Raw genomic sequence first — 20,974 nt, 5'->3', positions numbered from 1 at the left:
ATATTAGTAAATTATTAAAAATTATAAATTAACCTTATAAAATATATGTCAAAAATAATAGGTATAGATTTAGGAACAACAAATTCGGCAGTAGCTGTCATTGAAGGCGGTGCACCGAAGATTATAGAGAATGTAGAAGGCAATCGTACGACACCCTCTGTCGTAGCGACTGCAAAAAATGGAGATCGCATCGTCGGCCTTTTAGCAAAAAGACAAGCGGTTACAAATCCAGAAAACACCATTGCTGAAATAAAACGCTATATGGGACATCGATTTGATGATCCAGAAGTGCAAAAGGATCGCGAAACAGCTTCATTTAAAATTGAAGCGGGAGATGGAGGCGGAGTAAAAATAAAAATGGCAGATAAGTTTTATCGACCAGAAGAAATTTCCGCGATTATTCTACAAAAAATAAAAGCCGACGTTGAAGCAAAGTTAGGAGAAAAAATTACTGAGGCTATAATAACAGTTCCAGCATATTTTAATGATGCCCAAAGAAAAGCGACCAAAGATGCAGGAGCTATCGCTGGGCTCGATGTAAAGCGTATCATCAACGAACCAACGGCTGCAGCGCTTGCTTATGGATTTAATAAAAAGAAAAATGAAAAGATAGTTGTTTACGATTTCGGCGGAGGAACTTTTGATGTGTCTGTATTAGAAATAGGCGATGACGTTATTGAAGTTAAATCCACCGATGGAGACAGCCATATGGGCGGAGGGGATATTGATAGAAAAATAATAGGGTGGATAGCTGAAGAATATAAAAAAGAATCTGGTATTGATGTGATCAAAGATCCTCTGGCGCACCAAAGACTAAAAGAAGCTGCCGAAAAAGCTAAGCATGAACTTTCTACCACTACGGAAACTGAAATAAATATTCCTTTTATTACTTCTGATGCTTCTGGTCCAAAGCATTTATTGCTCAAGATGTCTCGTGCGATGTTGGAATCTCTTGCTAAGGAATACATAGATCGATCCATTGAAATTACTAAAAGAGCTCTTTCCGCTTCTCCATTTAAGATGAATGAAATTAATGAAATTATCATGGTGGGCGGTCAGACGAGAATGCCAGCCATAGTTTCTGCAGTACAAAATCTTTTCGGCAAAGTTCCAAATATGTCTATTAACCCTGATGAAGTCGTGGCGCTCGGTGCAGCCGTCCAAGCAGGCGTGTTGCAAGGGGATGTTCGTGATGTGTTGCTTCTGGATGTGATTCCTCTATCCTTAGGGATTGAGACTTTAGGAGGAGTGGCTACAAAATTAATTGAAAGAAATACCACTATTCCTTCGAGTAAGTCCCAAACATTTTCTACTGCTGCTGACAATCAAACTTCTGTAGAAATACATATTGTGCAAGGAGAACGCCCGATGGCATCTGACAACAAATCTCTAGGCCGATTTATTTTAGATGGAGTTCCACCAGCTCCTCGTGGCATGCCCCAGATTGAAGTTGCTTTTGATGTGGATGTAAATGGAATCCTAAACGTTTCTGCAAAAGATAAAGCATCTGGAAAAACTCAATCAATTAAAATCGAAGCCAGTTCCGGGCTCAAGGAAGAAGACATCAAGAAAATGCAAGCTGATGCAGAGCTTCATGCTGAAGAGGATAAGAAAAAGAAAGAAAATGCAGAAGTGAAAAACACTGCAGAGATGATAATTTACACTGCAGAAAAAGCGCTCAAAGACAATGAAGCAAAAATTCCTGCAGAATTAAAAGATGAAGTGAATGCAAAGATAACTGCGTTGCGAGGGGTGAAAGATGGCACCGATGGAGAGGCGATCAAAAAAGCCACTGAAGAACTTTCTGCTGAAATGTCTAAGATAGGAGAAGCAATGGCAAAGGCAGGGACCGAAACTCCTCCAGCTGGAACTCCCGAAGAACAACCAGCCGAAGTCAAAGACGCTGAGTTTAAAGAAAAAGGTCCTGAAGGCGAAGAGCCTAAGGCGTAACTACAAAAAGCCCCTTCAAGGGGCTTTTTGTTTTTGTGATTTTGTTGTAAAATAATAACTATATGGAACTGCCAGAAATACCAAAAAATAGAGATATTACTTATCTTGGGCTCACATCTTTTCGCGACAAAAATCAACTCTTTGGCATCAAACGCAAGGACAGGCGTCAGCATGTTTATATTCTCGGAAAGTCCGGTACCGGTAAATCTGCCTTGATGTTTAATATGATAGTTCAGAATATTCAGAACGGCGAAGGAGTCTGCGTAGTCGATCCGCACGGAGAACTCGTCGAAGGCGTCCTTTCTGCTATTCCGCCGGAGCGAATGAAAGATGTAGTTTATTTTAATCCGGCAGACACGGATTATCATATCGGTTTTAATGTTTTGGAATTAATTGATCCGCAATATAAGCATCTGGTAGCGTCCGGACTCATGGGTATTTTTACGAAAATCTGGGCGAACGCTTGGAGTGCCCGAATGGAATATATTTTAAATAATTGTATTTTGGCATTGCTCGATACTCCGGGAACGACCCTGCTTGGAATTCCCCGAATGCTTGTAGACAAAGATTACCGCCAGAAAATAATTTCTAATCTAAAAGATCCGGTTATAAAAGCCTTCTGGGTCCATGAGTATGAAGCTTGGCAGGATAAATTCAGAAATGAGGCCATCGCGCCGATTCAAAACAAAGTCGGGCAATTTCTTTCGACCTCGATTATCCGCAATGTCGTCGGCCAATCTGTAAGTACGATCAACATTTTCGACATTATGAATGACGGGAAGATTTTTCTCGTGAATGTTTCCAAGGGACGAATCGGTGAAGACAATTCCGGGCTATTAGGAGGAATGATCATTACCAAGATTCAACTAGCCGCGATGGAACGAGTGCGCATCCCTGAGGAATACCGCAAAGACTTTTACCTTTATGTCGACGAATTCCAAAACTTTGTGACGGATGCTTTTGCGGGTATTTTGTCTGAAGCTAGAAAATACAGGCTGAATTTGACGGTGGCGCACCAGTACACTGCGCAACTTATTTCTGATAAGAGTTCTGCGGTGCGTGATGCTGTTTTTGGTAACGTCGGCACAATGATAGTTTTTAGGGTCGGCTCGGACGATGCAGACTTTTTAGAAAAAGAATTTGATCCAGAATTCACTCCTTCTGATATTGTAAACTTGCCAAACTATAAAATTTATCTGAAGTTGATGATCGATGGCGTGACCTCCCGTCCATTTTCCGCTAGGACTTTGCCTCCGATAGTAAAGTCGGGTAATAAAAAAATAGAAGAAGAGGTAATAAAATCATCCCGGGATCTTTATTGTAGGCCTCGCGAGGCAGTGGAAAGAGAAATCAATAACTGGAGCGGAATGTCCTTGGGCAATTATCCTGACACTAACGGAAATGGAAATTTGGAAAAGTTTCCCGTAATTTGTTCTCTTTGTAAGTTAGAAAAGACGGTACCTTTCAAGCCTGAACCAGGCCGAGCAGTTTATTGTAAGGAATGTATAGCAAAAATAAAATCTGGAGAAGTTAAGGTGGAAAAAAGGGGGCAAGATCAAATTAAGTATGATGAATCTAAATTTTATAAACCATTGGCTGATTTAGGTATAGAATTTAAACAAAAGAATGGAGGAGTTGAAGAAGAACATAGATATCAAGAAAGAGGAGAAAAAGATATTGCTTTAGCAAGCAAGCCTAGTGTATTTAAGTCTATAAAAAAAGTTTTTACTAAAAAAGTTCCAGTTAAAGTCAAACCCGTTTATCCAGCTCGCATTAGTGGAGCTCCTGTGAAACGAGTAAATGGGGACAATTCAGCATTAAGAGAAGTTTTAAATAAAGTAGTAGTAGAAGAAACTAAATCCACACCAACGCCTGTTTCCACACCTACTCCCATTTCACTTGATTCTCTAAAAAATAAAATGCAAGCTTCGCCCATAGGCGGGCTACAGCCGAGGGAAGTAAAAAAGCCTGTCAGTCCAATAGGTGTTGACCGCGCAGCTACTCCGGAAAATATGAATAAATTAAAAGATTTGATTACGAAAAAAATCACCACCCCGGCTGAAGCCCTGCCTGACCGGCAGGCAGGCACCCCTCCTTCACAAGGAGGGGAAGAAACTCCCCAAAAGCCAAAAACACCAGCTTCGCCCGTAGGAGGGCTACAGCCGAGGGAAGTACCAGAAGATGTTTTAAGAAAAATTTTAGAATAGAAAACCTCTCCCCAGCCCCTCTCCATAGTAATGGAGAGGGGAAAGCAAGGGGTGAGGCGAGTTGAGAAATTTTATGAATGCAGAAACAAAAAATTGTCAAAATTGTAAACAAAATTTTCTGATAGAACAAGAAGATTTTAATTTTTACGAAAAAATAAAAGTGCCACCGCCTACTTTTTGTTCTGATTGTCGAATGCAAAGGCGTTTTGCTTGGCGAAACGAACGTGCGTTGCACAGGAATAAATGCGCAAAAACTGGCAAGAGTCTGATCAGTTGTTTTTCATCGGATTCCCCATTTACTATTTATGAGAGAGATATCTGGTGGAGCGATGAGTGGGATCCTTTGGACTATGGTTTAGAATATGATTTTAATAGGCTATTCTTTGAGCAATTTCGAGAGTTGTTGGAAAAAACTCCTCAACCAAACCTTTTTATCGGAAGATGCGTCAATACTTCCTATGGCAATTATATCGGCGAATTCAGAAATTCCTTTCTTGTATCGGCATCTTGGATAGGCGAGAATATTTCTTATTCCTCGCGCGCCAATTCCTGCAAAGATTGCATGGATATGTTTACAGTAAAGGATTGCGAATTCTGTTATGAAGATGTTTCTTCCTTGAAATGTTATGAAACCTTTTTTTCTCATAATGCAGACTCTTGCACTAGCTCATATTTTCTTTACGATTGCAAAAACTGCATAAATTGTTTTGGTTGCACTGGTCTCCGCAATAAGTCTAATTGTATGTGGAATGTTCAATTGACCAAAGAAGAGTACGATAAAAAGCTTAAAGAATTAGATCTCGGAAATTTTGAAAATTTTAAAAAAGTAAGCGAAGAATTTGAAAAGCTAAAATTAAAGACCATCAGAAGATTTGCTAACATTATAAATTCTGTCGATGTTTCTGGAGATGATATTTTTCATGCCAAAAATTGTCATCATTGCTTTGCCATTCAAGATGATATGAAAGATTGTAAATATGTGATTAACGCGGTTAATGGTGAAAAAGATAGTTATGACGCTTATGGTACGGGAGAAAAATCAGAATTGATTTATGAGGCTATGGATTCTGGGGTTTATGGGTCTAGACAATTATTCACCTTAACAGTTTGGGAGTGTTTAAATGCTGAATATTGTTTTAATTGTCATGGTTGTAATAATATTTTTGGTTGTGTAGGTCTTCGAAATAAAAGTTATTGTATTTTTAACAAACAGTATTCTAAAGAAAAATTTGAAGAATTACGGTTACAGATTATTGAGCAGATGGCGAAGGTGCCTTATTTTGATAAAAAGGGGAATTCATATTCTTATGGTGAATATTTTCCAATAGAGCTTTCTCCTTTTGGTTATAATGAAACCGTTGCGCAAGATTATTTTCCATTTTCTAAGGAAAATATTTTAAATGAAGGTTACAACTATATCGAGAAGGCCAAACCAGAATACAGTGCTACTTGTGAAGCGAAGGATTTACCAGATCATATCAATAATACTGAGGAGGATATCATTAATTTAGTTATTGAATGCGCTTCCTGCAAAAGACCTTATAAAATTATTCAAAACGAATATCTTTTTTTGAAAAAATTTAAGTTGCCATTGCCTAGAAAATGTTTTGAGTGCAGGCATCAGGAGAGATTTAAAAAAGTTAATCCATTAAAACTTTGGCACAGGCAGTGTATGTGCGACAAGACCAATCATTCTCACGGAACTAAAAAATGCGAAGTAGAATTTGAGACGAGTTATGCTCCAGATCGGCCTGAGATAGTGTATTGTGAAAAATGCTATCAGCAGGAGGTATATTAATTTCATACTATAAAACAATGCGGTCGTCTAGTTTTATAGAAAATTTTATTTTTGAATGTAATTAAGCCTAAATTATGCTAAAATATATCTAGTTATGCCCAAGCCGAATCGAGTGCAAATAATAAAATACGGACCACCACCACCAGAACTGCCTGTGTTCGGCAAAGTAGATCCGGCTGAAGTTTCTTTTATCGGACGGACAAATTACGTTGCTTCTTTAGAAGAGAAAAAATTTATTTTTGGAATAAAAAGAATAGATAGACGAAGACATCTTTATATCATCGGAAAGTCTGGTGTTGGTAAAACGAAACTTCTAGAACTCATGCTCAGGCAAGATGTGACTTATGGTCATGGCTTGTGCCTGATCGATCCGCACGGCGATGTGATTGACGCGATGCTGGACTATATACCAAAAGAACGTATAGAAGATGTCTGCATTATAGATCCGCCAGATATTGATTTTCCAGCTTCTTTCAATCCGCTCGCAAATGTCGATCCGATGTTTAAATTCCAATTGACCCAAGGATTGATCGAAGTATTTCAAAAGCAATTCGGAGCCAACTGGACTCCTCGTCTGGAGCACGTTTTTCGTTTTACTTGTTTGGCCTTGCTTGATTATCCGCATGCTACTATGCGTGGGATGATCTCAATGTTGACTGACAGGAATTACAGGCAAAAAGTGGTGGAATATATTACCGACGATATGGTCAAAAGATTCTTCGCTATAGAATTTGCCGACTGGTCGGAGAAATTCGATACGGACGCTATCATCCCGCTCGTAAACAAGCTCGGCCAATTTCTTTCCGATCCATTACTTCGAAATATTTTCGGTCAGAAACAGAATAAGATTGATATCAGTAAGCTGATGAATGAAGGAAAAATAATTTTCATCAACCTTTCCAAGGGCCGACTTGGAGAAGAAAATTCTTCCTTTTTGGGTTCAATGTTTTTGACAAAAATAAAACAAGCCGGCATGGAACGTGCGGCTATTCCGGAAAAAGACCGCACAGATTTTTATTTATACGTAGATGAGTTCCAAAATGTCGTCACCCAAACTTTTGAAAATATATTATCCGAGGCTAGAAAGTACGGATTAAACTTAACTATCGCCCACCAGTATGTGGGCCAAATTATTACGAAAGTTCATCAGGCAGTGCTCGGAAATTGCGGTAGTATCATTACTTTTCGTGTTGGTGGTGAAGATGCCGTCAAAATGAAACCAGAATTTGCGCCACTCTTTGATGTGAAAGATATGATCAATCTCGCAGTAGGAGAAATTTATATCAAGATGACCATCGATGGAGAATCTTATGATCCATTTTCCGCTGAGACCTTGCGGGTTTTAGCGCCCACACATCCGTCTTATAGAAAAGAAATTGTTGATGCCTCGCGTAGGAAGTACTCAATTTCAAAAGACGATGCGGCAAAACTTATCGCTGAAGAAGAAGCTACCATCATTCGAAGTGCGGAAGAAAAGGCTATTATTGAAGGAAAAGCTAAAAGAAAAGCAAAAGAAAGGGGAGAAGAAATATCTGAAGAATCAGAGATTAAGGAAAATAATCAAAAAATAGAAACTAAAACTTCACAAGAGGCTGAGCCTATGATATAATAGTCGAATAATGTTATGAATAAAGACTATTATGACATTTTAGGTGTGAATAAAACTGCCTCTAAAGATGAAATCAAGAAGGCTTTTTATAAGTTGGCGCAGAAATATCACCCTGATAAAAAGGGCGGTAATGAAGCAAAATTTAAGCAAGCCAACGAAGCTTATCAAGTGCTTTCCGACGACGCCAAGCGTTCAAAGTATGATCAATTCGGATCAGGTTTTGAAAATATGGGAGGTGCCTCTGCCGGAGGCTACGGCGACCCAAGGCAAGGTGGCTTCGGTGGTTTTGATTTCAGTAATTTTTCTGGGCAGGGCTTTGGCGGTTTTCAAAACGGTTCTGCCGAGTTTGACCTCAATGATATTTTCAGTGATTTCTTCGGAGGCGGAATGGGCGGAGGAAGACAAGAAGCGCGTCGAGGCAGAGATATCTCTACGGAGATTCAAATTTCTTTCGCTGATTCTATCTTTGGCGTAACCAGAAAAGTTTTAATTACCAAAACTTCCACCTGCGAGACTTGTAAAGGTTCCGGCGCGAAACCTGGAACTAAAATGGAAACCTGTAAAAATTGCAATGGACAGGGACGCATTCGCGAATCAAAAAGAACAATTTTTGGAAATATCGCCAGTACGAAAACTTGCGAAGTCTGTCTGGGTACAGGCGAAGTGCCGAAAGAAGTTTGTGAAAAATGTAAAGGCAAAGGAGTACTTCGTCGCGAGGAAGAAGTTTCCATTGTCATTCCAGCCGGCATTCGCGATGGCGAGATGATTCGCATGACAGGCTACGGAGAGGCAGTTTCTAAAGGCACTACGGGGGATCTTTATATAAAAATAAATGTGGCTCCGCATCCTATATTCAAGCGAGAGGGAAATGACCTAGTGATGAATTTGAATTTAAAACTCTCCGATGCGCTCCTCGGAACTAAATATCCTATTCAAACTTTGGATGGAGAAATCGAAGTGACGATTCCGGAAGGAGTTTCTGTAAATGAGATCCTGCGCGTTCGTGGCAAGGGTGTGCCTTTTGCAAAAAATAAAAGAGGGGATCTATTAATTAAACTCAACATAAAACTTCCAACCAAACTCTCTCGTCAAGCTCGTGCAACAATAGAAGAACTTAAAAAAGAGGGGATATAAAATGGCGCCACAAACAAAAATCTGTCAAAACTGTAAAAAAGACTTCACCATTGATTCTGACGATTTTAGTTTTTATAAAAAAATGAAGGTTCCAGCCCCGACCTGGTGTTGGTCTTGCCGTATGGTAAGACGGATGAATTTTAGGAATGAGAGAACTTTATATAAGAGAAAATGTGATGCCTTAGGCCACGAAGAACAAATATTTTCTGCTTATTCACCAGGCAGCGGAGTAGTGTATGATCAAAAATATTGGTGGGGAGATTCTTGGTCACCGATGGATTTTGGCAGAGATTATGATTTTTCCAAGACTTTTTTCGAACAGTTCAATGATTTATTTCTAAAAGTTCCCAGAAGCAATCTAACCAATAAAAACAATGTAAATTGTGAATATGTAAATTGGATGGATGACAGCAAGAACTGTTACTTAACTTTTGGTGGCGGATGGGGAGAAAATATTATTTATGGTAATCGTCCTTTTAGTTCTAGAGATTCTGTGGATATTTATTTTACTGATAAAGTCGAATTCTGTTATGAAAACATAAATTGTCAAAATTCATATAAATTATTTTTTGGAGAAAATTGTTCAAATTGCGTGGAATCATTTTTAATGTATGATTGCAAAAATTGTTCAAATTGCTTCGGTTGTGTTGGGTTGCGAAATAAACAGTATCATGTTTTTAACATTGCCTATACGAAAGACGATTATATTAAAGAAATAGATAGGCTAAAATTAGGTAATTACAGTAATTTGATTAAAAACAAAAAAGAATTTGAAGACTTAAAATTAAAACTTCCGAAGAAATTTGCTTCTTTTGTACGCATGCAAAACACTACCGGGGACTATATTATAGACGCCAAAAACTGCAAATATATTTTTGACTGTGTAGATGGAAAAAATGAAGATAGTAAATTTGCTTTTTGGCTAGGAGGTGGTGTGCGAGATATGTATGATGGGATTGCTTGTGGAGTAGGTGGTGAACTTATTTACGAAAGTGTTGCCGCAGGAGTTTCTTCTTCTAAAATAAATTTTTCAGTCGAGATAAGAGAATCGCAAAATGTGCAGTATTCTGTTATTTGTTATAATTGCTCGAATTTATTTGGCTGCGTCGGCCTCCGCAACAAATCCTACTGCATCCTCAACCACCAATACACCAAAGAACAATACGAAGAACTAGTCCCCAAAATCATCCAGCACATGAACGACATGCCCTACATTGATGCAAAGGGTAGAGTATATAAATACGGAGAGTTCTTTCCAACAGAATTAAGCCCTTTCTGTTACAACGAAACCATCGCTCAAGAATACTTTCCTTTAACCAAAGAAGAAGCTTTAAAACAAGGTTACCAATGGAAAGATGCAGAAGAAAGAAACTATACCCTAGACATTAAAACAACAGACATTCCGGACAACATCCAAGACGTAGATGAATCCATCCTAGGGAAAGTCATAGAATGCGAACATCAAGGCAAATGCAATGAACAATGCACCGAAGCCTTCAAAATCATTGCTCCAGAACTCCAATTCTACCAAAGAATGAATCTACCTTTACCTCATCTCTGTCCTAATTGCAGACATTACCAAAGACTGAAACAAAGGAATCCCTTAAAGCTTTGGCATAGAGCCTGCATGTGTGAAAAGACTACCCATACCCATATAGGTAAATGCCCTGTAGAGTTTGAGACCAGTTATGCTCCGGAACGTCCTGAAATTATTTATTGTGAGAAATGTTATCAGGGGGAGGTGTATTAGTGTGTTGTCAAATTTAACGGCCGTCACAAAGTGATAATAAAAATTTCATGCTTCCAGAAAATATAATTTTTATAGTTATTCTTTTAAGTTTTTTTGGTCACCTTTCTTATCTTAAAAGTATAATAAGAGGGCAGGCAAAGCCTAATTTAGTTTCTTGGTTCATTTGGGTTTTGGCTCCACTGATAGGAGTATTTTTTCAATATAAGGCTGGGGCAGGGCTTGTAAGTCTTCCTGTATTCATGGATGCTTTGTTATCTTTTGTAATTATTATTACGGCAATTTTAACTAAAAATGGTTATTGGAAAATAAACGCTTTTGATTTATATTGCGGATTTCTTGCTTTGATGGCCTTAATTTTTTATGTACTCACTCACAATCTTGGAATTTCAATTTTGTTTGCTATATTAAGCGATGCTTTAGCGGCAACTCCGACACTAATAAAAACCTGGAAATTTCCAGAGACAGAAACAAGTACTGTATATTTGATAGCTGCCTTAAATAGTGTGCTAGGGTTATTGATAGTAAAAAATTGGATTTTCTCTATTTACTCGTTTAATATTTATTTTGTATTGATAAATCTGTCAGTCGTATTTTGCATCTACCGCAAAAAAATTTTCAAATCTTAGCCTCGCCTGTAGGTCTATGGCCGAGGGAAACTTTTTGTCCCAGAGAAGTGTCTTTCACTTCATAACCGAGAGAATTTATTTTGTCTCGTAGTTCGTCAGACTTTTTGAAATCTTTATTTTTTCTAGCCTGCTCTCGCTCATTCACGAGTTTTTGAATTCCCTCTGGAATTTTTTCTTCCTTCAAATGTTCAAAGCCGAGTCCTAACACTTTATCGAAATCCAAGATAGTCGCTTTTTTGTCGCCATCTGACATATTTTTATCCTTCATAACATCCCAAAGCAAGGACAAAGCTCTAGGCGTGTCTAGGTCGTCTTCTAGGTATTCTTTGAATTTATTTTGATATTCATTATGGACGTGACCAGAGGCGTCTCCAAGCTCCAAATATAGGCCGTATAAGCGTTTTAGGGCTGTTTCTGTAGCTTCTAGAGCTTCCCAACTAAAATTGACCTTTGTGCGGTAACTAGCCATTAAAAGCCAAAACCTATAGGTTATTGGGTCTATGTTTTTATCTAACAAACTTTGCATTCTGAGAAAATTTCCGGACGATTTAGACATTTTTTCTCCGCCAGTATCTACGAATTCATTATGCATCCAGAATTTAACAAATGGTTTTTTACCAGTAGCACACTCAGACTGAGCTATTTCATTAGTGTGATGAGTAGGAATTAAATCGATCCCTCCGGTATGAATATCAAATTGTTCTCCTAAAAATTTTAATCCCATGGCTGAACATTCGATATGCCAACCTGGGAAACCTTTGCCAAAAGGAGATTCAAAACCAATTGAGTCATTTAATTTCCAAAGAGCAAAATCTTCCGGGTTTCTTTTTTCTGAATTTTCATTTACTCGAGCGCCTTCTTTATTCCAATTTCTTTTTCCACCCCAGAGCGCTCCATAGTCGGACATTTTTGAAATATCGAAATAGACGCCGTCACTAGTGCGATAAGCATATTCTTTTTCTTCCAATTTTTTAATCAAATCAATATCTTCCTTAACGTAATCGCTGGCAAAATACATACCATCTGGCATTTTTATGTTGAGTGTTTTCAAATCTTGTTTGAAAGTATTTGTATAAAATTCTGCTAAGGCGCGCATATTTTTTAAGGTCAATTCTTTTCCTTCACGCAAAAGTCCCTTGGTCATTTTGTCGTCGCCTGAATCAGCATCGCTTGAAAGATGACCTATGTCAGTAATATTCATCACTTGTTTTACTTTATATCCAGTATACGTGAGAGTTCGACGTAAAATATCCGCAAAAACGAAAGCACGCAAGTTTCCTATGTGGGTGTAATTATAAACTGTTGGACCGCAAGTATACATACGAACCTCCTTGTCGTCGATTGAAGTAAAAATTTCTTTTTCTCTGGTCAGAGTGTTGTAAAATGTTAATGGCATTGTCTTTTATTATTTGATTTAAGCTTTACTCGAATCCGATTTGAATTCGTCTTGATATATCTCAGTTAATGCATAAAGCAAACTTACCGTAAGCGGACCGATTAATATACCGACAGGTCCCAAAAGGGCAATACCACCCAAGACAGAAAAGAGAATTAAGAACGGAGGAATGTTTATTTTGCGTCCGACTATATACGGATTTAACACATTGTCGCCCATCCCTACCACCAATACTGCCCAGATCAAAAGTCCTATAGCTCCAGGAATATTACCTATAATAAATAGGAAAATTATTGCAGGAACAGAGACGACAGCCGTACCCAAAGGCGGAATGATCGAAGCTATGCCTGCTACGACAGCCCAGATGGCGGGGTTGGGCACATGGAAAATAGCGAGCCCTATGCCCATCAATGTGCCTTGAATGAAGGCCACCAAAAGATATCCTTTCAACACCCCGCTTATTGTTTGAGTGAATCGGTTGATTATTTTCTGGTCAGCAGTATTGGATAAAGGGCTCAACTTCAGCATCGCTTCTTTCCATTTTTCTCCATCTTTCAAGAAATAAAAAATAGTTAAAAGCAATAATATAAATGAAAATAAAACGGAAAGAGTAGTGCTGAAGATATTTGCAATATTGTTTGTCAGGAAAGAAATAAAAATTGAAACTTGCTGGTTTATGTTAAAAGATGCGCCTTTCGGCAATATGTGATTAATTTTAGTTCCAAGGGAATTTATAAACGGTATAACGTTTCCATTATTTACAACAGAATGGTAAAGATTTTGAGATTGATTAAAGACTATGGAACCAATGCTAAAAAGTGGAACACAAAGTACAATAATAAAAAAAAGCAAAGTTAGAATAGAGGCAAGCCAAGTGGTGGGAAGTTTTTTGTTGAGCCATTTATACACAGGGAAGAGGATCATTGAGAAAGAAGCTCCCAGTACAAGCACAATCCAAAATGGTTGGAAAATAAAAAAGGTAAAAACAAAAGTCGCAAATAATAGCCCAAAGAAAAAATATTTTTCTATTATTTTTGGTTGCATATACGGTTAAGTATAACAAAGTCTTGCTTTTTTGTGAAATTTCATATAATATATGACTTATGGAATTTGCAGTTATACAAACAGGCGGAAAACAATACAAGGTCTCTAAGGGGACCCTTGTTTCTATTGAGAAAATAAAGGAAAAAGGAATTGAGTACAAGAAAGGGGATAAATTGTCTTTTGACAAGGTTTTACTTGTAGATGACGGCAAGGACACCACTATCGGAACGCCTTACATCCAGGGCGCAGAAGTAAGAGCAGAGATTACAGAGATCGGCCGCGCTAGAAAAGTCATGGTTGTAAAATATAAACAAAAATCTCGTTATCTAAAGCGCAACGGCCACCGCCAGCCGTTTTTCAAAGTAAAAATCACTTCTATAAAATAAATAAAGCAAAGTAACTTTTTAAGGGGTTTCGAGCGCGACGGCGCGAGAATTTCAGGATTTTTCAAGCTTCGAAAAATCCGTACCGACAAAAAGTTTATTTTGCTTTATGAGTCATTGTCTGTTTTTCAATGCATTTTTGAGAGTATCGTTGTCAGAATATTCTAATTCAGTGCCAGTAGAAAGGCCTCTGCCGAGCGAAGAAATTTTTATATTTAATTTTTCTGTAATATCTTTTAATTGTTCACGAACATATTGGTCGGTGTGGTTGCCTTGAGGGCTTATCGAAAAAGCCAGAATTATCTCTTTTATATTTTTGTTAGATAAGACTTTATTTTTTAGCTCTTCAATGCGCACTCTGCTTTTAGTAGTCTTTTCCACTATAGGCACCAATCCTCCTAGGATGAAATATTTTCCACTATAGACTCCGCTTTTCTTGATTGATTCTAGATCAGAATCTTTTTCCACGATCATTAGGGTAGAAGAATCCGTACTTAGGCTGGAGCAATTATTGCACGAATTTTCTTTTTTAGAATTTAAAATAAAAAATCTAAAACATTCCTTGCATTGAGTTGTTTCTTTTTTTAAATCTTTTATCAACTCTGCTAAGTTTTCACTGTAAGCAGGGTTCTTAGACATTAAAAAGTAAACAAAGCGTTTTGCTTGCCTCTCTCCGATACCGGGGAATTCCTTAAAAACTTCAGTTAATTTATCTATGATGTCCATCCCGTTAGAGATAGGAAATGCTATGCATTTCCGTAGTTATATTACTTTTAATAAAAATTTTATACATAGAGTTATATTAACATGTTATTCTATTTACAAACTATTCGATCTCTAACGGGATCCATATTTTAGAATTCATCAAGATCTCCCTTGATTTTTGATGGAGTAAATTCACTCAAATTGCTTTTTTCAAGGTTCAAGAATGTAGTAGTCTTTTCATCAAAATAGAGTTCCACTTTCCCAGTCGGGCCATTGCGATGTTTTTCTACTAAAATCTCAGCAATGTTTGTTTTTTCTGATTCATCTTTTCCTCTATCTTCACGGTGAATAAACATTACGACGTCTGCGTCTTGCTCAATGGATCCAGAGTCGCGAAGATCAGAAAGACGAGGCTTGCCGCCGCGAGATTCCACTGCACGAGAAAGCTGGGAAAGCGCCAAGACTGGCACGTCTAATTCTTTGGCTAGACTTTTTAAAGATCTGGAAATTTCTGTAACCTGATTGACCATCGAATCGTAATTTTTAGAGGTAGTCATCAGCTGTAAATAATCCACCACGATAAGATCGAGCCCTTTTTCTGCCTTCAGTCGGCGAGAAAGCGCTTTCATTTTGACAATAGAATTTCCCGGCTGATCATCAATATAAATTTTTGCTTTGGCCAATTTATCCAAAGAGTCTCGCAATTGAGAAAATTCTCGGTCGGAAGAAAGTCTTCCTGTGCGTAAATTCCAAGCATTCACTCGGGACTCAGCGGAGAGCATTCTGTCCACCAATTGCTGGGAAGACATTTCTAAAGAAAATATTAAAATAGATTTTTCATGTAATACTCCAGACATACGCGCTATATCTAGGGCGAGGGTAGTCTTACCCATACTCGGCCTTGCTGCCAGAATAACCAAATCAGATTTTTGCAACCCAGAAAGCATTGTGTCTAATTCTTTGAATCCAGTTGCGAGTCCGCGAAGCATGCCTTTATTTTCATGTAATTTTTCCAAACGCTCATAGGCTTCTGGCAAGGCATCTTTTAAGTTTACATATTTTTGATTTTTGGGAGAGGAGACTACGCCGAATATTTTCTTTTCCGCCATATCTAAAATATCATTCATGTGGTCGTCGCCTTCTTCAAAAGCGAGTTCTGATACATAATCTGCCGCTTCTATCAGGCTTCGAAGAACGTATTTTTTTTGGACTATGTCTGCATAATGTTTGATATTCGTACTAGAAGGAACAACATTTACAATTTCAGCTAAATATTGGTTGCCACCGACTGCTTCAAGGAGCTTTCGTTCTTTTAATTTTGTGGAAAGCGAAAGCATGTCTATCGGTTCATTTTTTAACGACAAGTCGAGCATTGCCTGAAAAATCTTTTTGTGTTTTTCAACGTAAAAAGAATCCGAAGTTATCATGTCTTCAACCTCATGCATGGCATCTTTGCGGAGCATAATAGAACCGAGGACTGCTTGTTCGGAGGGGATGCTTTGAGGAGGAATGCGGAGATTATTATTTTTTAGTACTTTTGCCATTACGCCATTCTAGCATAGTAGAAAAATTGTCAAAGCTTAAAAGTGCGTAAAGTAGTGTAAAAAATGTTACTAACCTGCCTGCCGGCAGGCAGGCAGGTGGACAATTAAAAGCAGATTATGAAAGAATTTTAAGAGTCGTGGGTTCCCTGTCTTTTTGTCTCCGAGGGCGAAGGCTCAAAAATTCTTTGCATAATCTGCTTTTTCCTTGTAAAATATATAAACATGTCAAAAAAGATATTCTTATCAGGCGTTCAGCCCTCTGGAAAACCTCATATCGGCAATTATTTTGGGGCGATGAAGCAATTCGTCGACCTCCAAAATGAGCATGATGGCTATGTTTTTATAGCTGATTATCATGCGTTGCATTCCCTTAGGAATCGCAGTGAAATGAAGGAAAACATCACAAGTATTTTGCTTGATTATTTAGCAATTGGTCTCGATCCTCAAAAGATAACATTTTTCAAACAAAGCGATATTTCTGAACATACTGAGCTTACTTGGATTTTTGACACCATCATCACGATGCCGTATCTGATGCGAGCGCACGCCTTTAAAGACGCCGAGGCGAAGAATAAAGAAATAGATGTCGGCACTTTCAATTATCCAGTTTTGATGGCGGCGGATATTTTGATGTATGGTCCCGACCTTGTGCCAGTAGGCGCTGATCAAAAACAGCATGTGGAAATAGCTCGAGATATAGCAGAAAAATTTAATAATGTTTACGGAGAAGGAGGTCAAATCTTTAAATTGCCAGAGTCAATGATTCTGAAAGATGTCGCCATAGTGCCCGGTACAGATGGGAGAAAAATGAGCAAGAGTTATGGCAACACCATTCCACTTTTTGCCGAATATGAAGAAATAAAAAAATGCGTGATGAGTATTGTGACAGATTCCAGCGGGGGAATTCCTCAGAATGTTTACGCCATCCATAAACTTTTCCGTTCTGAAGAAGAATTGAAAAAGATTTATGCGGAAAAATCCGGCAAATATAAAGAACTCAAAGAAATGCTGATAGAGGATATCGAAAAATTCATCGCCCCGCTTCGAGAAAAAAGAAAAGAATTTGCCAAAGATATTCCGAAAGCCCTAGAAATTCTTAAAAATGGTGGTGAAAAAGCAAAAATTGTCGCTTCAAAAAAAATGGCCGAGGTGCGAGAAAAGATCGGGGTGAATGTGTACTAGTCCCGTACTAAATTTTTGATTACGGGAAATAAAGATAAGGATTAATATTTAAAATTTTAGTACCGGGATGAACAAAAGAGAAAAACTAAAAGAATATAAAAAAGAACTTGTAGAAATCTTAGTAAAAGCTGGAAAAGATAAAAATCTTTTTACAGAATTTTTAGTAGATATTACAACACCTTCTGAGCTTGAGGATATGGCCTTAAGGTGGCAAATAGTTAAAAAATTAAACAAAGGAGAGACTCATAGGTCTGTAGCAGGGGATTTAGGACTTGGAATAAGTACTGTCACTCGAGGATCTCGCGAGCTTCGCAATAAGAATGGGGGTTTTAATTTAATGCTAAAAAAGTTAAGCAAGTAGTGGCTAATAAATGAATGAAAAAGTTTGCCCTGTACTGAGCTTTGCTATAGTGCGGGGTTATCCACAAGAGCATATCTTGCTTTATTTTTTTATTCTACTACTATGTACTAGTACATGGATACAGAGATATATATGTAAATAATATAAGGAATCTAAGTATAAATGCATAAATAAACATAAACAATATGAAAAATTATTTTGAAATAAATATTTTAATGAATTCTTGGTGGAGCACAAAGACAAAACTTTTTGCGCTATTCTGTTGATTTCTTTTTATAAACCTAATCTATAAGCAATCAATTAAACAGCGCAAAACAAAGCGCTGATTTTTGTTCTTTAAAGGAGGTCGTTGTGTCAGAAGAAAGAATTCAACTTCCATTAAAATCTTGCCCAAGATGCAAGGGTAAGGTTGTCTTTATTGAGGACATGCCCAGCGTTTGGCGTGGGTATTGTCGAGGATGCAGAATCCTTTTAGCGATATGTGGATCTTTGGATAATGATCCAGAGATTAATGACTCTGGACTTTCTAGGTGAGCTTGGCACTTTTCCAAGCAAGGCAAGAGAAGGCCGAACTTCTCAAAATCAACCAGTAACACCGAAATAAAAAAGTGTTACTGGTTTTTCATTTTTAATAAATTTTATTAATTCAAAAAATATAAAAAGAAATGCCGCCCTGAGATAGTGAGGGCGGCATAAGTTGATAAAAACGATACCTTTATTCTATTTTGAAGCCAGCTTCTTCAGCTTCTTTCTTTATTTTTTCCATTCCTTCTTCATTTTTGCCCTTTTGGGCTTCCATATGTCGTATAAGCAGACTTACCTGCTCAAACGGTACTGTCGGTACTGACGTAGGCATTGGAGAAAAATACGGTTCTTTTTCATTTCTTTTTACTTCCTTCCTTTAATTAGTGTTGTTTTTACAGCCACCACAGGTAGCTGTTTTTTTTTAAACATTGAACTTAAACAACAGGGAAAGGGCCGAAAAGAACATAACACATCATGTGTCTCATTGATCCATACATAGCACGTACTAAGTCCTCTTCTTGGTCCTTTCCACATTCAATCTCGACTGCGAAGTCATATTGACCTTTGCCAGTATAAAGTGAATGAATTTGACGCAAGTTTAATCCTGCGTCCGAGAAAGGTAGAAGTGTCTTTACAAGTGACCCAGGTTCGTGTTTAACCCGAAATACTAATAAAGACCTATTTACCTCCTGCATCACTTGTGGGCGAGATTTAGGTCCTAAAAGAAAAAAAGTGGTAGTCGCAGGACTATCTTCACAAGCTTCTTCTAAAATCTGAAGTCCATACCTGTCTGCGGCGACTCTTGGGCCAAGTGCTGCAGCCTGAGAAAATTTTTGTTTAGTTGCAACATCTTCGGCGGCTAAGCCATTACTGTCCGACTCGATGATCTTTTCTTGGTCACTGACTAAACAGTTGACCATGTTTCTGCATGCACCTAATGCTTTTGGGTGTGCGACAACAGTCCTAATGTCTTTCTTTTGCACTCCTGGTCTAACCATAAGGGCAAAAGAAATAGGCATTTTGATTGCCCCAATAACTGTTATCGGGCAATCCTCTGAAGTTTCGCAATTTCTAAGAAGCTGAATGAAAGTGTTGACAGGTCCGTCAACTCTACCCTCAGCATCTGTTTCCATCGCTATAGCTCCATAGCCACCATGGTTGAAAACCAAAGGCAAAACGTCTTGGTTTTTTCCAGCCAGAACTATTTCTCCCACATTAAGACTAGGAGCTCCAAACAACCTGGCCAGCTCTATGTAAGCTAGCTCTGAGAATGTTGCTCCTTGGGGGCCAAGATAAGTAATTCTTTCCATGACTTTTTCCTTCCTTTCTAGTTTTTTCAGTCACCTAAGGGCAACCGTTTTTATTCTTCTGACGATGTGCTACTTTTTTCTCTTAAACAAAAAAGAAAAACGAGCCCCGTTCCAGGGCTCGTTTCTTGTATTGTTATGTTTGTTTTAGAATGATTTTAACAATATCAGAAATGAACTCTGGAACCTTGGCTCCAAAAGCTAAAAAAGAAGAAATAATTGTTAAAACTCATATTTGATTTCATTAATATGTATATTACACGAATAATTTTTAAAGTCAAATAATGTTGGGTATTGCCCTAATCGTATCAAAATGATATGATTAGGGAGTCAAAATGATACGATAAATTTTTTAAAAAATTATGGATTATTTGAATAATAGACAACTGGATATTCTAAAAAATATAAAACTAAATGAAGAGTTTTCTTCTTCTGACGTTTTGGGTTTAATGGATAAAAAACAGAAAGTTTCTCTAATAACAATAAAGCGGGATTTGGATTATCTGAGCAAAGCTGAATATCTTAAAAGAAAGGGCAAGGGACGTTCCACTGTATACCAAAAAACAATTAAAGGAATTTTATTTTCTCCAGTAGACCTCTCGGTGTATGATACGATAGAACCGGACAAAAGAATAGGAAACGGCTTTTTTAATTTTCGCTTATTCAAAGAATTTCCACTTGATATATTTTCGGATGACGAAAAAAATATCCTTGATTCTGCCACAGCTCAATATAAAAAAAATATAAAAAAATTAACACCGACAATCCATGTAAAAGAATTGGAGCGTTTCATAATTGAATTATCCTGGAAGTCTTCAAAAATTGAAGGCAATACCTATACTTTATTGGATACCGAACGCTTGATTCGCGAAGGCATACCAGCCAAGGGTCATTCACAGGATGAGGCGATAATGATCTTAAATCACAAAAGAGCTTTTTCTTTCATTTTAGAAAATATAGAGGGTTTCAAAAAAAAAGGAGTGAATGTTGTTTTTATAGAAAAAGTGCATGAAATAATTATTGAAAAATTAGGAATAGCTCGCGGTATAAGAAACGGTCTTGTCGGTATTGTCGGCACAAAATATAAGCCTCTCGATAATAAATATCAGATTAAGGAAGCGCTGGAATCTCTTTGTGAATTAGTTAATAAAATGAAAGATGTTTACAGCGGCGCTCTTACTCTTTTGGCGGGTCTCTCATATATTCAACCATTTGAAGACGGCAATAAACGCACTGCGCGCTTGCTTTGCAATGCCGTTCTTCTTTCAAAAGGTTGCGCTCCACTCTCATACAGGAGCATTGACGAAAATATTTACAAAAAATCAATCTTGGCTTTTTACGAAGAAAATTCTATAGTCCCAATGAAAGAAATATTCACAGAGCAATATCTTTTTTCAGCCAGGAATTATTTGGTTAATGCGCATTAAAAGAAAGTTATTTTATTATGTTTTGT

At 37.7% G+C, this 20,974-nt stretch carries 17 protein-coding genes and 1 pseudogene; 12 read left to right on the top strand and 6 right to left on the bottom strand.

Going from position 1 to position 20,974, the window contains the following annotated elements:
• The first annotated feature begins 45 nt into the window (after positions 1 to 45).
• The 7 genes and pseudogenes from dnaK to PHT16_03200 all read left to right on the top strand — a co-directional run bounded on the left by dnaK (position 46) and on the right by PHT16_03200 (position 11,074).
• Positions 46 to 1,908: pseudogene (dnaK, locus tag PHT16_03230) on the top strand (molecular chaperone DnaK).
• A gap of 104 nt (positions 1,909 to 2,012) precedes the next feature.
• Complete coding sequence (locus PHT16_03225; GenBank protein ID MDD5721431.1) at positions 2,013 to 4,157, top strand: type IV secretion system DNA-binding domain-containing protein; 2,145 nt, start codon at positions 2,013 to 2,015, stop codon at positions 4,155 to 4,157.
• Positions 4,158 to 4,230: 73 nt separating this feature from the next.
• Positions 4,231 to 5,955 (top strand): hypothetical protein, encoded by a 1,725-nt coding sequence (locus PHT16_03220; protein ID MDD5721430.1) that lies wholly within the window; start codon positions 4,231 to 4,233, stop codon positions 5,953 to 5,955.
• Positions 5,956 to 6,049: 94 nt separating this feature from the next.
• Positions 6,050 to 7,564 (top strand): type IV secretion system DNA-binding domain-containing protein, encoded by a 1,515-nt coding sequence (locus tag PHT16_03215; protein MDD5721429.1) that lies wholly within the window; start codon positions 6,050 to 6,052, stop codon positions 7,562 to 7,564.
• Positions 7,565 to 7,579: 15 nt separating this feature from the next.
• On the top strand, positions 7,580 to 8,698 hold the full coding sequence (gene dnaJ, locus PHT16_03210) for a molecular chaperone DnaJ (protein MDD5721428.1): 1,119 nt from the start codon (positions 7,580 to 7,582) through the stop codon (positions 8,696 to 8,698).
• A gap of 1 nt (position 8,699) precedes the next feature.
• A complete protein-coding gene (locus PHT16_03205) occupies positions 8,700 to 10,448 on the top strand; it encodes a hypothetical protein (GenBank protein MDD5721427.1) in 1,749 nt (582 codons plus the stop codon).
• A gap of 47 nt (positions 10,449 to 10,495) precedes the next feature.
• Complete coding sequence (locus tag PHT16_03200) at positions 10,496 to 11,074, top strand: hypothetical protein (GenBank protein ID MDD5721426.1); 579 nt, start codon at positions 10,496 to 10,498, stop codon at positions 11,072 to 11,074.
• On the opposite strand, the gene cysS is transcribed toward PHT16_03200, so the two are convergent.
• Positions 11,064 to 12,470, bottom strand: a complete 1,407-nt coding sequence (gene cysS / locus PHT16_03195) for a cysteine--tRNA ligase (GenBank protein ID MDD5721425.1) — start codon at positions 12,468 to 12,470, stop codon at positions 11,064 to 11,066. The two genes, PHT16_03200 and cysS, sit on opposite strands and share 11 nt — an antisense overlap.
• A gap of 18 nt (positions 12,471 to 12,488) precedes the next feature.
• Positions 12,489 to 13,514 carry an AI-2E family transporter gene (locus PHT16_03190; protein MDD5721424.1) on the bottom strand — a complete coding sequence of 342 codons (1,026 nt, stop codon included), beginning with the start codon at positions 13,512 to 13,514 and terminating at the stop codon, positions 12,489 to 12,491.
• A gap of 59 nt (positions 13,515 to 13,573) precedes the next feature.
• Between PHT16_03190 and rplU the strand changes: the two genes are divergently transcribed.
• Complete coding sequence (gene rplU, locus PHT16_03185) at positions 13,574 to 13,900, top strand: 50S ribosomal protein L21 (protein ID MDD5721423.1); 327 nt, start codon at positions 13,574 to 13,576, stop codon at positions 13,898 to 13,900.
• Positions 13,901 to 14,011: 111 nt separating this feature from the next.
• Here rplU and PHT16_03180 read toward each other — a convergent pair whose 3' ends face one another.
• Together PHT16_03180 and dnaB are read right to left on the bottom strand one after the other, a co-directional pair.
• A complete protein-coding gene (locus PHT16_03180; GenBank protein MDD5721422.1) occupies positions 14,012 to 14,623 on the bottom strand; it encodes a toprim domain-containing protein in 612 nt (203 codons plus the stop codon).
• Between the two features lie 128 nt (positions 14,624 to 14,751).
• On the bottom strand, positions 14,752 to 16,146 hold the full coding sequence (dnaB, locus tag PHT16_03175) for a replicative DNA helicase (protein MDD5721421.1): 1,395 nt from the start codon (positions 16,144 to 16,146) through the stop codon (positions 14,752 to 14,754).
• A 222-nt stretch (positions 16,147 to 16,368) separates the two neighbouring features.
• On the opposite strand from dnaB, the gene trpS reads away from it, so the two are divergent.
• The 3 genes from trpS to PHT16_03160 all read left to right on the top strand — a co-directional run bounded on the left by trpS (position 16,369) and on the right by PHT16_03160 (position 18,293).
• On the top strand, positions 16,369 to 17,328 hold the full coding sequence (trpS, locus tag PHT16_03170) for a tryptophan--tRNA ligase (protein ID MDD5721420.1): 960 nt from the start codon (positions 16,369 to 16,371) through the stop codon (positions 17,326 to 17,328).
• Between the two features lie 67 nt (positions 17,329 to 17,395).
• Complete coding sequence (locus PHT16_03165; GenBank protein ID MDD5721419.1) at positions 17,396 to 17,689, top strand: Trp family transcriptional regulator; 294 nt, start codon at positions 17,396 to 17,398, stop codon at positions 17,687 to 17,689.
• Between the two features lie 481 nt (positions 17,690 to 18,170).
• Complete coding sequence (locus PHT16_03160) at positions 18,171 to 18,293, top strand: hypothetical protein (protein ID MDD5721418.1); 123 nt, start codon at positions 18,171 to 18,173, stop codon at positions 18,291 to 18,293.
• Positions 18,294 to 18,404: 111 nt separating this feature from the next.
• On the opposite strand, the gene PHT16_03155 is transcribed toward PHT16_03160, so the two are convergent.
• Together PHT16_03155 and PHT16_03150 are read right to left on the bottom strand one after the other, a co-directional pair.
• Positions 18,405 to 18,545, bottom strand: coding sequence for a hypothetical protein (locus PHT16_03155; GenBank protein MDD5721417.1), 141 nt, complete (start codon positions 18,543 to 18,545; stop codon positions 18,405 to 18,407).
• Positions 18,546 to 18,648: 103 nt separating this feature from the next.
• Positions 18,649 to 19,524 (bottom strand): prephenate dehydratase domain-containing protein, encoded by an 876-nt coding sequence (locus tag PHT16_03150; protein MDD5721416.1) that lies wholly within the window; start codon positions 19,522 to 19,524, stop codon positions 18,649 to 18,651.
• Positions 19,525 to 19,883: 359 nt separating this feature from the next.
• Here PHT16_03150 and PHT16_03145 point away from each other — a divergent pair, with 359 nt between their 5' ends.
• Positions 19,884 to 20,948, top strand: a complete 1,065-nt coding sequence (locus PHT16_03145; GenBank protein ID MDD5721415.1) for a Fic family protein — start codon at positions 19,884 to 19,886, stop codon at positions 20,946 to 20,948.
• Positions 20,949 to 20,974: the final 26 nt, after the last annotated feature.

It is taken from the genome of Candidatus Paceibacterota bacterium (assembly GCA_028718635.1).
Classification (GTDB): Bacteria; Patescibacteriota; Minisyncoccia; order Phycocordibacterales; family UBA9973; genus UBA9973.
Note: the sequence above shows the minus strand (reverse complement) of the source record. Positions and strands in the feature narration are given on the sequence as shown.

What these genes read in the sequence shown, in the direction of transcription:
- PHT16_03200 (MDD5721426.1), top strand. Translation starts at nt 10,496, where the DNA reads ATGCTTCCAGAAAATATAATTTTTATAGTTATTCTTTTAAGTTTTTTT.
- PHT16_03155 (MDD5721417.1), bottom strand. Translation starts at nt 18,545, where the DNA reads ATGCCTACGTCAGTACCGACAGTACCGTTTGAGCAGGTAAGTCTGCTT.
- PHT16_03225 (MDD5721431.1), top strand. Translation starts at nt 2,013, where the DNA reads ATGGAACTGCCAGAAATACCAAAAAATAGAGATATTACTTATCTTGGG.
- PHT16_03145 (MDD5721415.1), top strand. Translation starts at nt 19,884, where the DNA reads ATGGATTATTTGAATAATAGACAACTGGATATTCTAAAAAATATAAAA.
- PHT16_03205 (MDD5721427.1), top strand. Translation starts at nt 8,700, where the DNA reads ATGGCGCCACAAACAAAAATCTGTCAAAACTGTAAAAAAGACTTCACC.
- PHT16_03215 (MDD5721429.1), top strand. Translation starts at nt 6,050, where the DNA reads ATGCCCAAGCCGAATCGAGTGCAAATAATAAAATACGGACCACCACCA.
- PHT16_03190 (MDD5721424.1), bottom strand. Translation starts at nt 13,514, where the DNA reads ATGCAACCAAAAATAATAGAAAAATATTTTTTCTTTGGGCTATTATTT.
- PHT16_03220 (MDD5721430.1), top strand. Translation starts at nt 4,231, where the DNA reads ATGAATGCAGAAACAAAAAATTGTCAAAATTGTAAACAAAATTTTCTG.
- trpS (MDD5721420.1), top strand. Translation starts at nt 16,369, where the DNA reads ATGTCAAAAAAGATATTCTTATCAGGCGTTCAGCCCTCTGGAAAACCT.
- cysS (MDD5721425.1), bottom strand. Translation starts at nt 12,470, where the DNA reads ATGCCATTAACATTTTACAACACTCTGACCAGAGAAAAAGAAATTTTT.
- PHT16_03165 (MDD5721419.1), top strand. Translation starts at nt 17,396, where the DNA reads ATGAACAAAAGAGAAAAACTAAAAGAATATAAAAAAGAACTTGTAGAA.
- dnaJ (MDD5721428.1), top strand. Translation starts at nt 7,580, where the DNA reads ATGAATAAAGACTATTATGACATTTTAGGTGTGAATAAAACTGCCTCT.
- rplU (MDD5721423.1), top strand. Translation starts at nt 13,574, where the DNA reads ATGGAATTTGCAGTTATACAAACAGGCGGAAAACAATACAAGGTCTCT.
- PHT16_03150 (MDD5721416.1), bottom strand. Translation starts at nt 19,524, where the DNA reads ATGGAAAGAATTACTTATCTTGGCCCCCAAGGAGCAACATTCTCAGAG.
- dnaB (MDD5721421.1), bottom strand. Translation starts at nt 16,146, where the DNA reads ATGGCAAAAGTACTAAAAAATAATAATCTCCGCATTCCTCCTCAAAGC.
- PHT16_03180 (MDD5721422.1), bottom strand. Translation starts at nt 14,623, where the DNA reads ATGGACATCATAGATAAATTAACTGAAGTTTTTAAGGAATTCCCCGGT.